13 protein-coding genes are annotated in these 12,169 nt (G+C 75.1%); 12 read left to right on the top strand and 1 reads right to left on the bottom strand.

From position 1 onward, the window contains the following. The first annotated feature begins 11 nt into the window (after positions 1 to 11). From ACFYZY_RS16010 to ACFYZY_RS15980, 7 genes are all read left to right on the top strand, one after another. Positions 12 to 1,142: a segregation and condensation protein A gene (locus ACFYZY_RS16010; protein WP_388693934.1), complete on the top strand. Its 1,131-nt coding sequence runs from the start codon at positions 12 to 14 to the stop codon at positions 1,140 to 1,142. Beyond that, on the top strand, positions 1,139 to 1,747 hold the full coding sequence (gene scpB, locus ACFYZY_RS16005; protein ID WP_388693932.1) for an SMC-Scp complex subunit ScpB: 609 nt from the start codon (positions 1,139 to 1,141) through the stop codon (positions 1,745 to 1,747). The genes ACFYZY_RS16010 and scpB overlap by 4 nt, the downstream gene beginning before the upstream one ends. After that, complete coding sequence (locus ACFYZY_RS16000; RefSeq protein ID WP_388693929.1) at positions 1,747 to 2,934, top strand: pseudouridine synthase; 1,188 nt, start codon at positions 1,747 to 1,749, stop codon at positions 2,932 to 2,934. Before scpB ends, ACFYZY_RS16000 begins: the two co-directional genes overlap by 1 nt. 124 nt (positions 2,935 to 3,058) lie before the next feature. After that, on the top strand, positions 3,059 to 3,709 hold the full coding sequence (gene pnuC, locus ACFYZY_RS15995) for a nicotinamide riboside transporter PnuC (protein WP_388693926.1): 651 nt from the start codon (positions 3,059 to 3,061) through the stop codon (positions 3,707 to 3,709). Next, positions 3,706 to 4,785: an AAA family ATPase gene (locus ACFYZY_RS15990; RefSeq protein WP_388693924.1), complete on the top strand. Its 1,080-nt coding sequence runs from the start codon at positions 3,706 to 3,708 to the stop codon at positions 4,783 to 4,785. The genes pnuC and ACFYZY_RS15990 overlap by 4 nt, the downstream gene beginning before the upstream one ends. Next, positions 4,782 to 5,612 (top strand): NUDIX domain-containing protein, encoded by an 831-nt coding sequence (locus ACFYZY_RS15985; RefSeq protein ID WP_388693922.1) that lies wholly within the window; start codon positions 4,782 to 4,784, stop codon positions 5,610 to 5,612. The genes ACFYZY_RS15990 and ACFYZY_RS15985 overlap by 4 nt, the downstream gene beginning before the upstream one ends. Beyond that, entirely contained in the window at positions 5,609 to 6,640 is a 1,032-nt protein-coding gene (locus ACFYZY_RS15980; protein ID WP_388693919.1) for an ADP-ribosylglycohydrolase family protein, read from the top strand. Before ACFYZY_RS15985 ends, ACFYZY_RS15980 begins: the two co-directional genes overlap by 4 nt. Positions 6,641 to 6,723: 83 nt before the next feature. Here the strand turns inward: ACFYZY_RS15980 and ACFYZY_RS15975 are convergent, their stop codons facing one another. After that, on the bottom strand, positions 6,724 to 7,413 hold the full coding sequence (locus ACFYZY_RS15975; protein WP_388693917.1) for a DNA polymerase beta superfamily protein: 690 nt from the start codon (positions 7,411 to 7,413) through the stop codon (positions 6,724 to 6,726). Between the two features lie 187 nt (positions 7,414 to 7,600). Here ACFYZY_RS15975 and ACFYZY_RS15970 point away from each other — a divergent pair, with 187 nt between their 5' ends. From ACFYZY_RS15970 to der, 5 genes are all read left to right on the top strand, one after another. Continuing rightward, on the top strand, positions 7,601 to 7,972 hold the full coding sequence (locus ACFYZY_RS15970) for a hypothetical protein (protein ID WP_388693914.1): 372 nt from the start codon (positions 7,601 to 7,603) through the stop codon (positions 7,970 to 7,972). Further along, the gene (locus ACFYZY_RS15965) at positions 7,969 to 9,057 is read left to right on the top strand and encodes a prephenate dehydrogenase (protein ID WP_388693911.1); all 1,089 of its coding nucleotides are present in this window, start codon (positions 7,969 to 7,971) and stop codon (positions 9,055 to 9,057) included. Before ACFYZY_RS15970 ends, ACFYZY_RS15965 begins: the two co-directional genes overlap by 4 nt. 159 nt (positions 9,058 to 9,216) lie before the next feature. After that, positions 9,217 to 9,882, top strand: coding sequence for a (d)CMP kinase (gene cmk / locus ACFYZY_RS15960; RefSeq protein ID WP_388693990.1), 666 nt, complete (start codon positions 9,217 to 9,219; stop codon positions 9,880 to 9,882). Further along, complete coding sequence (locus ACFYZY_RS15955; protein ID WP_388693909.1) at positions 9,879 to 10,523, top strand: lysophospholipid acyltransferase family protein; 645 nt, start codon at positions 9,879 to 9,881, stop codon at positions 10,521 to 10,523. Before cmk ends, ACFYZY_RS15955 begins: the two co-directional genes overlap by 4 nt. A 69-nt stretch (positions 10,524 to 10,592) precedes the next feature. Continuing rightward, positions 10,593 to 12,041 (top strand): ribosome biogenesis GTPase Der, encoded by a 1,449-nt coding sequence (gene der / locus ACFYZY_RS15950; protein WP_388693906.1) that lies wholly within the window; start codon positions 10,593 to 10,595, stop codon positions 12,039 to 12,041. The last annotated feature ends 128 nt before the right edge of the window (positions 12,042 to 12,169 follow it).

Here is a 12,169-nt window from a genome sequence, read left to right as displayed (position 1 = left end):
CCTGGACCTCCATGCGCCACGCCCTCGCCCCCGACGAGACGTCCCGTCCGCCGCGCCGCCGCGCCCTGGGACGCGGCGGGGGCGCGACGCCGGGGGAGGAGCGCCCGGAACCCCCGCCCGGGGCCGACCGGCCCGGCGCGGGCGGCGGACCGGACGACGGCGGACCCGGCCGGCCCGGTGGAACCGGGCGGCCCGGTGAGGACAGCGGGTCCGACCGGGACAGCGGGTCCGGGGAGACCTCCGGGACCGGCGCCGGGCGCGACGGGCGGTTCACCGTGCGGCTCACGAACTTCGAGGGCCCCTTCGACCTGCTCCTCCAGCTGATCACCCGGCACAAGCTGGACGTCACCGAGGTCGCGCTCTCCCGGGTCACCGACGAGTTCATGGCGCACCTGCGGGCCCTGGGGCCGGACGGGGACCTCGACCAGACCACCGAGTTCCTCGTCGTCGCCGCCACCCTGCTCGACCTCAAGACCGCCCGGCTGCTGCCCGCGGCGGAGGTGGAGGACGAGGCCGACCTCGCGCTCCTGGAGGCTCGCGACCTGCTCTTCGCCCGGCTCCTCCAGTACCGCGCGTACAAGCGCGTCGCGGACGTCCTCGAGGAGCGCTGGGAGAGCGAGGGCCGCCGCCACCCCCGTACCGTCGGGCTCGAACCGCACCACGCCGCGCTGCTGCCCGAGGTCGTCCTCTCCGTCGGCCCCGAGGGCCTCGCGGAGCTGGCCGCCGGAGCCATGCGGCCCAGGGCCGCGCCGCGGGTCCACGTGGAGCACATCCACGCGCCCCTCGTCAGCGTCCGCGAACAGGCCGCCATCGTGGCCGCCCTGCTGCGCGAGCGCGGCACGGCGGTCTTCCGGGAGCTGGTCGAGGACGCCGGCGACACCCTCACCGTCGTCGCCCGCTTCCTCGCCCTCCTGGAGCTCTACCGCGAGCGGTCCGTCGCCCTCGACCAGGAGACCGCCCTCGGCGACCTCACCGTCTCCTGGACCGGCGGGACCGACGGGACCGACGGGACCGGCGGGATCGACGGAGGCGACGGGACCGGCGGACCCGGCGGACCCGGCGGAACCGACAGGGCCGGGGAGCCCCGGGGCGCCGGCGCGTTCGATCAGGAATCCGGACAGGAAGCGGAGGCCCGCGCGTGAGCGACCCCGACCTCAAACCCTCCCTCGAAGCCGTGCTCATGGTGGTCGACGAGCCCGCCACCGAGGCCCACCTCGCCGACGTCCTGGGGCGCGCCCCCGAGGAGGTGGCCGGTGCCCTGCGCGAACTGGCCGAGGAGTACACCGCCCAGGGCCGGGGCTTCGAACTGCGCCGGGTGGCCGGGGGCTGGCGCTACTACACCCGCCCCGCGTACGCCTCCGCCGTGGAGGCGTTCGTCCTGGAGGGCCGGCAGGCGCGGCTCACCCGGGCGGCCCTGGAGACCCTGGCGGTCGTCGCGTACCGCCAGCCGGTCGGCCGTTCCCGCGTCTCGGCGGTCCGCGGGGTCAACTGCGACGGCGTGATGCGGACCCTCCTCCAGCGCGGTCTGGTGGAGGAGGCGGGCACGGAACCCGAAACAGGTGCGATCCTGTACAGGACGACGAACTACTTCCTGGAGCGGATGGGCCTGCGCGGCCTGGACGAACTCCCCGAGCTCGCCCCCTTCCTCCCCGAGGCGGAGGCGGTCGAGGCGGACTCGCTGGAAGGGGTTCCGTCGTTCGATCCGGATGCACCGGATCGTGAGGACGACGACAAGACGGAAGTTTGATGCGAAGCAGCAGCGGCAGGAACAGCAGCGGAAACAACGGCGGGAGCCGTGGTGGCAACAGCGGCGGCCGCGGCGGCAGCAGCGGCGGCGCCGGCGGACGGGGCGGTGCCGGCGGGCGGGGCGGCAGCGGAGGCGGCGGCGGTTACCGGGGCGCCGCCGGCGGCGGCCGCGACGACCGGAAGCGCCCGGACAACCCCCGCCGGCCCCGCCCCGAGGAGCGCTCCTACGACGTGGGCGACTCCTCCGAGGCCCCGAAGAAGGGCCGCGGCGCCGCGGCCCGCGGCGGCGCCAAGGGCGGCCCCAAGGCCCCGCAGGGCGGCACCCCGCCCCGTCGCGGCCCGCACGGGCAGCGGCAGAGCCCGGCCCGTTCGCGCGAGCTCGACGCCAAGATCGAGCAGCGCAACCGGGAGAGGTACGAGGGCCGCCCGGAGATCAGGACCCCCAAGACCTTCCCCGGCGCCGAGCAGGAGGGCGAGCGGCTGCAGAAGGTCCTCGCCCGCGCCGGCATGGGTTCGCGGCGCGCCTGTGAGGAGCTCATCGAGCAGGCCCGCGTCGAGGTCAACGGCGAGATCGTCCTGGAGCAGGGCAAGCGCGTGGACCCGGAGAAGGACGAGATCAAGGTGGACGGCCTGACCGTCGCCACCCAGTCGTACCTCTTCTTCGCGCTGAACAAGCCCGCCGGCGTCGTCTCCACCATGGAGGACCCGGACGGCCGTCAGTCCCTCGGCGACTACGTCACCAACCGCGAGACCCGGCTCTTCCACGTCGGCCGGCTCGACACGGAGACCGAGGGCATCATCCTGCTCACCAACCACGGCGAGCTGGCCCACCGCCTCACGCACCCGAAGTACGGCGTGAAGAAGACCTACCTGGCCGCGATCACCGGACCGCTGCCCCGCGAGGTCGGCCGGCGGCTCAAGGACGGCGTCCAGCTGGAGGACGGCTACGCCCGCGCCGACCACTTCCGCGTGGTCGAGCAGACCGGCAAGAACTACCTGGTCGAGGTCACCCTGCACGAGGGCCGCAAGCACATCGTGCGCCGGATGCTGGCCGAGGCCGGCTTCCCGGTCGAGAAGCTGGTCCGCACCGCCTTCGGCCCGATCTCCCTGGGCGACCAGAAGTCGGGCTGGCTGCGCCGCCTGACCAACACCGAGGTCGGCATGCTGATGAAGGAAGTCGGCATGTAGGGCCCGGCCCCCTCGTACGGGAAGCCCGTGACCGCCCGGCGGTCGCGGGCTTCCCGCGTGTCGGCGGACCTTGTGCGCCCGGCCGCCCCCCTTTATAGTCATCATGACTCTTAAGGAGGCGGGCGTGAGCCTCGCGACCCTGTTCGAACCCCTGCGGCAACCGCTCTTCACCGTCCTGGAAACCCCGGTCAGCTGGACCGAGGTCCTGGGATTCGGCAGCGGCGCGCTCTGCGTCTGGCTGGTGGCCCGCCAGCACGTGGCCAACTGGCCCGTCGGCATCGCCAACAACCTCTTCTTCGTCCTGCTCTTCGCCCAGGCGGGGCTCTACGCCGACGCCGGCCTGCAGATCGTCTTCATCACCCTCGCCGCGTACGGCTGGTGGACCTGGACCCACGGGGGTGGACCGGGCTCCGGCGTCCTCCCGGTGCGCCGCACCACGCGCACCGAGTGGACGTGGCTGCTCGCGGCGGGGGCGGTGGGGACCCTCGGACTGACCCTGCTGCTCGACCGGGCCACCGACTCCACCGTCCCCTTCTGGGACGCCCTGACGACCGCGCTCTCCCTCATGGCCACCTACGGCCAGTGCAGGAAGCGCCTGGAGTCCTGGTGGCTCTGGATCGCCGCCGACGTCGTCTACGTACCGCTCTACGCGTACAAGGAGCTGTACCTCACCTCCCTGCTGTACGTCGGCTTCATGACGCTCTGCGTCCTCGGCCTGCGCGGCTGGACCAGGGACCTCGCGGGCTCCCCCCGGCCGGTGGGGGCGACGGCGTGAAGCGCTACGGCCACGGCCTCGTCCTCGGCAAGTTCTACCCGCCGCACGCGGGCCACCACCACCTCGTCCGCACCGCCCTCGCCCGCTGCGACCGCCTCACCGTGCTCGTCTGCGCCTCCTCCGTCGAGTCCGTGCCGCTGGAGGAGCGCGTCGCCTGGATGCGCGAGATCCACCCCGACGCCCTCGTCGTCGGCGCCGTGGACGACCATCCCGTCGACCTCCACGACCCCGACGTGTGGGACGCCCACATGGCCGTCTTCCGCGCCGCCGTGCCCGAGCGCGTCGACGCCGTCTTCACCTCGGAGCCGTACGGGGAGGAGCTGGGCCGCCGGTTCGGCGCCGACTCCGTCCTCGTCGATCCCGGCCGCGTCCGCTTCCCCGTCTCCGGCACCGCCGTCCGCGCGGACCCCGCCGGGTGCTGGGACTTCCTGGAGCCGCCCGTGCGCGCCGCCCTCACCCGGCGCGTCGTCGTCCTCGGCGCCGAGTCCACCGGCACCACCACGATGGCGCTCGCCCTCGCCGACCACTACCGGCGGCGCGGCGGCGTCTGGGCCCGCACCCGGTACGTGCCGGAGTACGGACGCGAGTACAGCGAACTCAAGCTCGCCGAACTCCGCGCCGAGCGTCCCGGCGCCACCTGGACCGACGTCGCCTTCCGCTCCTCCGACTTCCCCGTCATCGCCCAGCGCCAGGCCGAACTGGAGGAGGAGGCCGCCCGGGACGGCTCGCCCGTGCTCTTCTGCGACACCGACGCCTTCGCCACCACCATCTGGCACGAGCGGTACATGGGCACCGTCAGCCCCGGCACCGGGGAGATCGCCGCCCGGAGCCGCCAGCACCTCTGGCTGCTCACCGACCACCGGGGCGTCGCCTTCGAGGACGACGGGCTGCGCGACGGGGAACACCTGCGCCCCTGGATGACCGCCCGCTTCCTCACCCAGCTCGCCCACACCGGCCGCCGCACGGTCGTGCTCACCGGGCCGCACGAGGAACGGCTGGCCACCGCCGTCGCCGCCGTGGACGCGCTGCTCGCCGAGGGCCCGCGCCTCGCCGACCCCCTGCCGGAGCGCCGGTGACCGGCCCCCGGGACCCCGGGGAGGACGCCCCCCGTGCTCCCGGGCCGGCGGCCGGCCGCCGGAACCCGGAGGAGCGCGCCCCCGGGGCGCCGCCGGGCGGTCCGGCCCCCGGGGAGTACGACCCCCGTGCCTTCGAGCCCTTCGCCGTCACCGTCGACCTCGCCGTCCTCACCCTCCGCGAGGGACGGCTCCACGTCCTCCTGGTCGAACGCGGCCGGGAGCCGTACGCCGGGTCCTGGGCCCTGCCCGGCGGCTTCGTGCTGCCCCGCGAGTCCGCCGAGACCGCCGCCCGCCGCGAACTCGCCGAGGAGACCGGGCTCTCCGGGGCCACCGTCGCCGGGCTCCACCTCGAACAGCTCCGCACCTACACCGAGCCGGACCGCGACCCCAGGATGCGCGTCGTCTCCGTCGCCTTCACCGCCCTCGTGCCCGACCCGCCCGAGCCGCGCGGCGGCGGGGACGCGGCCCAGGCGCGCTGGATCCCGTACGGGACGCACGGGCCGCTCGCCTTCGACCACGACCGCATCCTCGCCGACGCCCACGACCGGATCGGCGCCAAACTCGAGTACACCTGCCTCGCCACCGCCTTCTGCCCGCCCGTGTTCACCCTCGGCGAGCTGCGGCAGGTCTACGAGACGGTCTGGGGCGTCGAACTCGACCGCCCCAACTTCCGGCGCAAGGTCCTCGCCACCCCCGGCTTCGTCCGGGCCGTGGAAGGACCGCCGCGCCTCACCGGCGGACGGGGGAAACCGGCCGCCCTCTACCGGGCGGGCGGGGCCACGACCCTCCACCCGCCCCTCCTGCGACCGGAAGGACACTCCTCGTGAACCACGCACGCGCCGCCGTCAAGCGGGCCGCGACCGGCTCCCTGACCGGGCTCGCGCTCGGAGACGCGCTGGGCTTTCCCACCGAGTTCGACGACGTGCCCTCGATCCTCGCGAAGTGCGGGCCCTGGCGGGAGATGGAACTCCCCGTCAGGAACGGGACGGCGTACGTCACCGACGACACCCAGATGACCCTCGCCCTCGCCCGGGGCGTCCGCACGACCACGGACACGGGCGTCCTCGCCCCGCAGCGCCTCGTCGGACCGGTTCGCGAGGAGTTCGTCGCCTGGTACCACTCCCCGGACAACGACCGCGCCCCCGGCGCCACCTGTCTGCGCGCCTGCGAACTCCTCGACGGCGACCGGCCCTGGCAGGACGCCTGCCGGATCCACTCCAAGGGCTGCGGCGCCAACATGCGGGTCGCGCCGATCGGGCTCGTCCCCGGGCTGAGCGAGGAGCAGCGGGCGGGCGCCGCCCAGCTCCAGGCGGCGCTGACCCACGGCCACCCCACCGCGCTCGCCGCCTCCGACCTCACCGCCCGCGCCGTGCACCTGCTCGCACAGGGCGCGGACCCGACCGGGCTCGTCGGACAGCTGCGCTCGTACGCGTACGAGAACCGCTCCCGCTACCACGAGCACTGGCTCGGCGACCTGTGGACCCGCTCCCAGGACCCCGACGCCCTCCACTTCGTCCGGCGGGGCTGGGACGAGTGCCTGGCGGTCCTGGAGCACCTGGACGCCGTGCAGCGCACGGCCGACCCCGAACTCGACCCCTGCGCGTACACGGGGGACGGCTGGATCGCGGAGGAGGCCCTGGCGACCGGGCTCCTCTGCTTCCTCCTCTTCCCCGGCGAACCCCTCACCGCCCTGCGCCGGGCCGCCTGCACCCGCGGCGACTCCGACTCGATCGCCGCCCTCGCGGGGGCCTTCGCCGGCGCCCATCTCGGCGCGGACGCCTGGCCGGCGGAGTGGGCGGAACGCGTCGAGCACCGGAGCGACCTGGTCGCCTTCGGCGCCCTCTGGGACGCCTGACCGGCGGCGCGCCCCCGCCCGCCGGACCGGACGGCGGGCGGGCCGGGGCGGAGGTCCCGTACGACCCTCTCGTACGGGCCCGGCTACAGCTCCCGCAGGGCCGACGCGCGGCGGGCGCGGACCAGGAAGTCCTCCACGCGCGCGTGGTCCGGGTCGGCCGGCAGCGGGGAGGAGTCACGGGCCCGGTCGGCCTCCTCCCGGAGGCGGTTCATCCAGGACTCGGCCTCGGGCCAGGACACCTCGCCGCGCCTGACCGCGAGGAGGCGGTCGCGGTCCCCGCCGACGCCGATCCGCAGCTCGCCCGTGCGCAGCAGGTCCCGGCAGCTCCCCAGGAGCCGCAGCAGGTGCACGGCGTGCTTCCAGCGCGGCTGCCCGTACTGGCGCACGTCCGCGTCCAGCTTGCGGCGCTGGCCGTCCGCGTACCGCACGAAGGTCTGATGGGCCCGCCGGGAGAGGAAGGCCCCGCGCAGGGAGACCAGCTCGCGTCCGAGGTCGTCGGCGTGCTCCACCACGGGGGAGTGGAGGCACTCCAGGACGTTCGGGTTGTTGCGCAGGGCCAGCTCGCAGAAGCGTTCCAGTTCCCAGGAGAACTGCTCCTCGCGCGGCCCCTCCACGTGGGCCGGGGGCTTCTCGAAACGCCAGAAGAGCGGCGTCGGGGCGAGGTAGACACCCCGCACGTCCGTGTCGCTCCCCTCGGTCGCCAGGCCGAAGGCGCGCGAGCCCATCACGCAGGAGTAGACCGTGTGGTCGCGCACCAGTTCCTCCGGAGTCATGCCGGGCAGGGTACGCGAGGACGGCCGCCCCGCCCGCGCCGGTGGCCCGTTCCTCCGGGAGCGGCCTCCCGGAGCCCGTCCGCCGGTGGCGACCGGCCCGGCCGTCTCGGAGGGCGGGCGGTACGACGTCCCGCCCCCGCCGCTGACTAGGCTGGACGGAGCACCGACGCAGCCGAAGGAGCACGACGTGACGGTACGAGCGGCCCGGGGCGCCGTCCAGCCGGAACGGGACGGGGCCGGGCACCCGCGCGAGCGGGCCGGGGAACCGTCCGCCGCCGGACACGACGGACCCGCCGACGCCGCCTCCGGACACGACGGACCCCCCGCCCCGGGCCCCCGGCCCGCGGCCGCGCCCGTACCGCGCGGCGGTCCCGCCGCCGCCCCGGCCCGGCGCGCCGGAACCGCCCCCGCGGCCCGCGTCCGCGCACCCGGTGCCGGGGGCGCCGGGCCGGGGGCCGCCCGGCTCCCCGCCCGCGCCGGGACCGAGCCGCCCACTCCCCGGACCGCGCCCGCCCGCCCCGGCGCCGCGGCCGCCCTGCGCAAGGACATCGCCCCGTGAGAACAGCGCTCGTCATCGGAACCGGCCTGATCGGCACCTCCGCCGCCCTCGCCCTCGCCGGCCGGGGCGTCACCGTCCACCTGCGCGACCACGACCCGGCCCGCGCCCGCACCGCCGCCGCCCTCGGCGCCGGCACCGACGAGGCGCCCGGGGGACCCGTGGACCTCGTCGTCGTCGCCGTGCCCCCGGCCCACGTGGCCACCACCCTCGCCGACGCCATGAAGGCGGGCCTCGCCCGCGGCTACCTGGACGTCGCCAGCGTCAAGGGGGGACCCCGGCGGGAGCTGGAGGCCCTGGGCCTGGACCTCACCGCGTACATCGGCACGCACCCGATGTCCGGCAAGGAGCGCTCGGGCCCGCTCGCCGCCACCGCCGACCTCTTCGAGGGGCGCCCCTGGGTCCTCACCCCGACCCGGGACACCGACACCGAGGTCCTCAACCTCGCCCTGGAACTCGTCGCCCTCTGCCGGGCCGTCCCCGTCGTCATGGACGCCGACGCCCACGACCGGGCCGTCGCCCTGGTCTCCCACACCCCGCAGCTGGTGTCGTCCATGGTCGCCGCGCGCCTGGAGGAGGCCGACGAGACGGCCGTGCGCCTCTGCGGCCAGGGCATCCGCGACGTCACCCGGATCGCCGCCTCCGACCCCCGCATGTGGGTCGAGATCCTCTCCGCCAACCCCGGCCCCGTCGCCGACGTCCTCTCCGGCGTCGCCGCCGACCTCGGCGAGACCGTCCGCGCCCTGCGCTCCCTCCAGTCCGCCGACGAGGACGAGCGGCGGAGCGGTGCCACGGGCGTCGAGGACGTCCTGCGCCGGGGCAACGCCGGCCGCTCCCGCGTTCCCGGCAAGCACGGCGCCGCCCCCGCCGCCTACGAGACCGTCGCCGTCCTCATCAGCGACCGGCCGGGCGAGCTGGCCCGGATCTTCGCCGACGCGGGCCGCGCGGGCGTCAACATCGAGGACGTCCGCATCGAGCACGCCACCGGCCAGCAGGCGGGCCTGGTCCAGCTCATGGTGGAGCCCTCGGCGGCCCCGGTCCTCGGTGCGGCCCTCCAGGAGCGCGGCTGGGCCCTCCGTACGGGCTGACGCGGGCGCCGGGGTCCGGGGGCCGGGGGACCGTCCCCCGGGGCCCCGGCACGGGCTGGGCCGAACGGGTGCGTGGGACTCGGTAACCTTGTGGGGGTCCCCCGCAACTCCGCCGGGCCCCACCGCTCACCCCAGGAAGGTGTTCCCACCGTGGAATCCGTGATCGTCGCCATCGACGGGCCGTCCGGCACGGGCAAGTCGAGCACCTCCAAGGCGGTCGCCGCCAAGCTGGGGCTGAACTACCTCGACACCGGCGCCCAGTACCGGGCGATCACCTGGTGGATGATCAGCAACGGCGTGGACGTCACCGACGCCGACGCCGTGGCCGCCGCCGCCGCCAAGCCGGTCATCGTCTCCGGGACCGACCCGTCCCGGCCCACCATCACCGTGGACGGCGTCGACGCCTCCGGCCCCATCCGCACCGAGGAGGTCACCTCCAGGGTCAGCGCCGTCAGCGCCGTCCCCGAGGTGCGCGCGCTCATCACCGAGCTGCAGCGGACCATCGCGAGGGACGCCGGGCACGGCATCGTCGTCGAGGGCCGGGACATCGGCACCACCGTCCTGCCCGACGCCGACCTGAAGATCTTCCTCACCGCCTCGCCCGAGGCCCGCGCCGCCCGCCGCTCCGGCGAGCTCAAGGGCGCCGACGTGCGCGCCACGCAGGAGGCCCTGGTCAAGCGGGACGCGGCCGACTCCAGCCGCAAGACCTCTCCGCTCGCCAAGGCCGACGACGCCGTCGAGGTCGACACCACCGACCTCACCCTGGACCAGGTCATCGAGTGCGTCGTCACCCTGGTCGACGAGAAGAGGGCGGCCGCCAGGTGACCCCGCCCTCCGGGAGGGGCGCCGCCGTCGGCCGCCGCATCGGCATCGGGCTGATGTACGGGCTGTGGAAGCCGCGCGTCCTCGGCGCCTGGCGGGTGCCGGCCTCCGGTCCCGTCGTCCTCGCCGTCAACCACGCCCACAACATCGACGGCCCCATGCTCATGGGCACCGCCCCGCGCCCCGTGCACTTCCTCGTCAAGAAGGAGGCGTTCGTCGGCCCGCTCGGCGGCTTCCTGGAGGGCATCGGGCAGCTCAAGGTGGACCGGGACGGCACCGACCGCACCGCGATAGCCAACGCCCTGGGCGTCCTGGAACGGGGCGGCGTCCTCGGGATCTTCCCCGAGGGAACCCGGGGCGAGGGCGACTTCGCCTCGCTGCGCGCCGGCCTCGCGTACTTCGCGGTCCGCTCCGGCGCGCCGATCGTCCCGGTGGCCGTCCTGGGCAGCGCCGACCGCCGGGGACGGCTCGTCAAGGCCCTGCCCCCGCTGCGCGGCCGGGTGGACGTCGTCTTCGGCGACGCCTTCGAGGCGGGCGACGGCAGCGGCCGGCGCACCCGCCGGGCGCTGGACGAGGCCACCGTACGCATCCAGGGGCGGCTCACCGCCCATCTGGAAAACGCCAGGCGCCTCACCGGGCGCTGAGCGAGACTTTCAGTAGTGGGACCCGCGGTCCGGGAACCACCGACCACGAATGATCAAGGAACGGACTTCATGAACGACCAGCACGACCACGGGGCACTTGGCGACGCCGAGTACGCGGAGTTCATGGAGCTCGCCGCGGAAGAGGGCTTCGACGCGGAGGAGATCGAGGGCGCGATCGAGGAGGCCGGCCACGGCCCGCTTCCCGTCCTCGCCGTCGTCGGCCGTCCGAACGTCGGCAAGTCGACCCTGGTGAACCGCATCATCGGCCGCCGTGAGGCCGTCGTGGAGGACAAGCCGGGCGTCACCCGCGACCGCGTCACCTACGAGGCCGAATGGGCCGGCCGCCGTTTCAAGGTGGTCGACACCGGCGGCTGGGAGCAGGACGTCCTCGGCATCGACGCCTCCGTCGCCGCCCAGGCCGAGTTCGCCATCGAGGCCGCCGACGCCTGCCTCTTCGTCGTGGACGCCACCGTCGGCGCCACCGACACCGACGAGGCCGTCGTCAGGCTGCTCCGCCGCTCCGGGAAGCCGGTCGTCCTCGCCGCCAACAAGGTCGACGGCCAGTCCGGCGAGGCCGACGCCGCCATGCTCTGGTCGCTGGGCCTCGGCGAGCCGTTCCCCGTCTCCTCGCTGCACGGCCGCGGCACCGGCGACCTCCTGGACGAGGTCCTCAAGGTGCTGCCCGACGCCCCCGCGCAGCGCTTCGGCAACACGGTCGGCGGCCCGCGCCGCATCGCCCTCATCGGCCGTCCGAATGTGGGCAAGTCCTCCCTGCTCAACAAGGTGGCGAACGAGGACCGGGTCGTCGTCAACGAGCTGGCCGGCACCACCCGCGACCCGGTGGACGAGCTGATCGAGCTCGGCGGCGTGACGTGGAAGTTCGTCGACACCGCCGGCATCCGCAAGAAGGTCCACCTCCAGGAGGGCGCGGACTACTACGCCTCCCTGCGGACCGCCGCGGCCGTCGAGAAGGCGGAGGTGGCCGTCATCCTCATCGACGCCACCGACAACATCTCGGTCCAGGACCAGCGCATCATCACCATGGCGGTCGAGTCGGGCCGCGCCATCGTCATCGCCTACAACAAGTGGGACGAGCTGGACGAGGAGCGCCGCTACTACCTGGAGCGCGAGATCGAGACCGAGATGCAGCAGGTCTCCTGGGCGCCCCGGGTCAACGTCTCCGCCAAGACCGGCCGCCACATGGAGAAGCTGGTCCCGGCCATCGAGACCGCCCTCGCCGGCTGGGAGACCCGCGTTCCCACGGGCCGGCTCAACGCCTTCCTCGGCGAGATCGTCGCCGCCCACCCGCACCCGATCCGCGGCGGCAAGCAGCCCCGCATCCTCTTCGGCACGCAGGCGGGCACCAAGCCGCCCCGGTTCGTGCTCTTCGCCTCGGGCTTCCTGGAGGCGGGCTACCGCCGCTTCATCGAGCGCCGCCTCCGTGAGGAGTTCGGCTTCGAGGGCACCCCGATCCACATCTCGGTGCGGGTGCGCGAGAAGCGCGGCCGCAAGAAGTGACGCGGTGCGACACGGCCGGGGGGGGGGGCCCCCCCGGGGGGGCCCCCCCCCCCCCGGGGGCCCGGGGGGGGGGGCCGCGCCCCGCCCGGGGGGGGCGGGGGGCCCCGCGGGGGCGCCCCCCGCCCCGC

It is taken from the genome of Streptomyces sp. NPDC001744 (assembly GCF_042892575.1).
Lineage (GTDB): Bacteria > Actinomycetota > Actinomycetes > Streptomycetales > Streptomycetaceae > Streptomyces.
This window is presented reverse-complemented; position numbering and strand designations above follow the sequence as displayed.

Excerpts from the sequence above, each read along its gene's own strand:
- ACFYZY_RS16010 (WP_388693934.1), top strand. The coding sequence starts at position 12 with ATGCGCCACGCCCTCGCCCCCGACGAGACGTCCCGTCCGCCGCGCCGC.
- ACFYZY_RS16000 (WP_388693929.1), top strand. The coding sequence starts at position 1,747 with ATGCGAAGCAGCAGCGGCAGGAACAGCAGCGGAAACAACGGCGGGAGC.
- ACFYZY_RS15975 (WP_388693917.1), bottom strand. The coding sequence starts at position 7,413 with ATGACTCCGGAGGAACTGGTGCGCGACCACACGGTCTACTCCTGCGTG.
- der (WP_388693906.1), top strand. The coding sequence starts at position 10,593 with ATGAACGACCAGCACGACCACGGGGCACTTGGCGACGCCGAGTACGCG.